Genomic DNA, 1,794 nt, shown 5'->3' with positions numbered 1-1,794 from the left:
TGTCAGTCATCGCCTGTCTCCTGCCGATGCGCTGGTGACGGCGCCGGGTGGGTGGGTCTCCGCCAGTTTCAGGCGGGCGCTGGCGAGGCGGCTCATTACGGTCCCCATGGGTACGTTCAGCACTTGCGCCACTTCGCGGTAGGAAAGCCCTTCGACGTACGCCAGAAAAACCGTTTCGCGCATGGCCTCAGGCAATGCGTTAACACGTTTGATAACTTGGCTTGCCAGCACTTGGCTTTCTACGTGTTGCTCGCCATCGAAGGACAGCGTGCTCTGGGCATCAACAAAGCCCTGGCCCTGACGCACGCGCTGGGACCGGACTTCATTCAGCCAAATTGAATGCATGATCGTCAGTAACCAGCGATCAAGCCGCGTTCCGGGCACAAATTGGCCGGCTCGTTCCAGCGCCCGAACGCAGGTCGCCTGCACCAAGTCATCGGCCACGTGCCGTTGACGTGACAGCACCAAGCCATAACGCCACAAGCGCGCCAGGTGCATGGCCAGCTCGGCCCTGATGTCTATAGCGCTGGTGTCGACAGTGCTCGCGATGGTGGCCTCCGAAATGACCTGGGCAGTGACGGCCCGGACTGTGCCGGGCCAAAAATGCCCGCTAGCGGTCACGTCCGTGAGGAGTGATTGATGGCGTGGGCCAAGTCACGGTATTCCTCGCACGTCGTGCCGCACAGCGTTTTGATGGTTTCCAGCTGTTCTTTGGCGAGGTCGACCTGGCCTTTGATGACATACGCTTCGCCCAAGTATTCACGAACCTGCGCGTACTTAGGATCCAGCGCCACGGATTTTAAATAATAGCTGATGCCTTCGTCGGTACGGCCCAGCTTGCGGGTGGCATAACCGCGGTAGTTCAGCGCCTTAGCGGTGTTCGGCTCTTTGAGGGTATCGAGCAGCGACAGAGCCTCCTCGTAACGGCCGGCCTTGGCCAGGCGATAGGCGTAGTCGGTTTTGTCAGCGTCCGGTGTCAGGCTACTGGTCTGCATCACACAGTGCTTGGTTTTGGTGTCGTATACCTGGCCCTTTGGGCAGTTCGGTTTTTTAGGCGTTTCTGATTCGTCGCTGCCGCCACCCGAGGCCTGCACCTGAGCGCTCAATAACGCGGCGGCAAGACAACCGGCGACGATCCAGGCGGAAGACCGGCGGGCAGGTTTTGCGATGTATTGGGTATTCATCAGCGTTGCTCCTTAGGACGAGGTGGCGCAAAGAAGGGGGTGTCGGTAAGTGAACACCTGAACTAAGGAGTTTATTCATTGTTCTTGGAATTTTTTTTGTGCTGGCCCACGCCAGCGAATGCAGCATCGCGGTGCTGCATTCACAGCCCGACTATAATCCTGCGCTTGGGCCAGCACGTATGCCCATTTCTTTCCACGGTGGTGAGGAGGATCTATGAACATCGGAATTATCGGTGCGGCGGCAGTCGGTGAAACACTCGCAGCAGGGTTTATTCGCGCAGGCCATGAAGTGTTGCTCAGCAACCGCAGAGGGCCGGCCAGCCTGACAGCGTTGATTCACCGGTTAGGCCATAAGGCCAAGGCGGTGACCCTGGAGCAAGCCGCAGCCTGTGACATGGTCCTGCTGGCAATTCCTTGGGTCAGCGTAGCGCAAGTGTTACCGGCATTACCGAAGTGGGGAGGGCGCATTTTGATCGATGCCACCAATACGTTCCTCAGCTACGTGCCAGATTTCAAAGTTGCGGATTTGGGTGAAGACAGCGGCAGTGAAGTGATTGCCCGGCTCGCCCCTGACGCAAGAGTGATAAAGGCGTTCAACACCTTGCCTATT

General features: G+C 58.1%; 3 protein-coding genes. 1 reads left to right on the top strand and 2 read right to left on the bottom strand.

Annotation, left to right across the window (positions count from 1 at the left end; all coding sequences use genetic code 11):
• Nucleotides 1-6: 6 nt before the first annotated feature.
• Nucleotides 7-498 carry an RNA polymerase sigma factor gene (locus M0974_RS24700; protein ID WP_297843211.1) on the bottom strand — a complete coding sequence of 164 codons (492 nt, stop codon included), beginning with the start codon at nt 496-498 and terminating at the stop codon, nt 7-9.
• Between the two features lie 119 nt (nt 499-617).
• Nucleotides 618-1,184, bottom strand: coding sequence for a tetratricopeptide repeat protein (locus M0974_RS24695; protein WP_297843208.1), 567 nt, complete (start codon nt 1,182-1,184; stop codon nt 618-620).
• A 214-nt stretch (nt 1,185-1,398) separates the two neighbouring features.
• On the opposite strand from M0974_RS24695, the gene M0974_RS24690 reads away from it, so the two are divergent.
• The coding region (locus tag M0974_RS24690) for an NAD(P)-binding domain-containing protein (protein ID WP_297843205.1) at nt 1,399-1,794 on the top strand (396 nt) is incomplete at its 3' end.

Origin of the sequence: Pseudomonas sp. (genome assembly GCF_026224925.1) — a bacterium.
GTDB lineage: Bacteria > Pseudomonadota > Gammaproteobacteria > Pseudomonadales > Pseudomonadaceae > Aquipseudomonas.
Note: the sequence above shows the minus strand (reverse complement) of the source record. Positions and strands in the feature narration are given on the sequence as shown.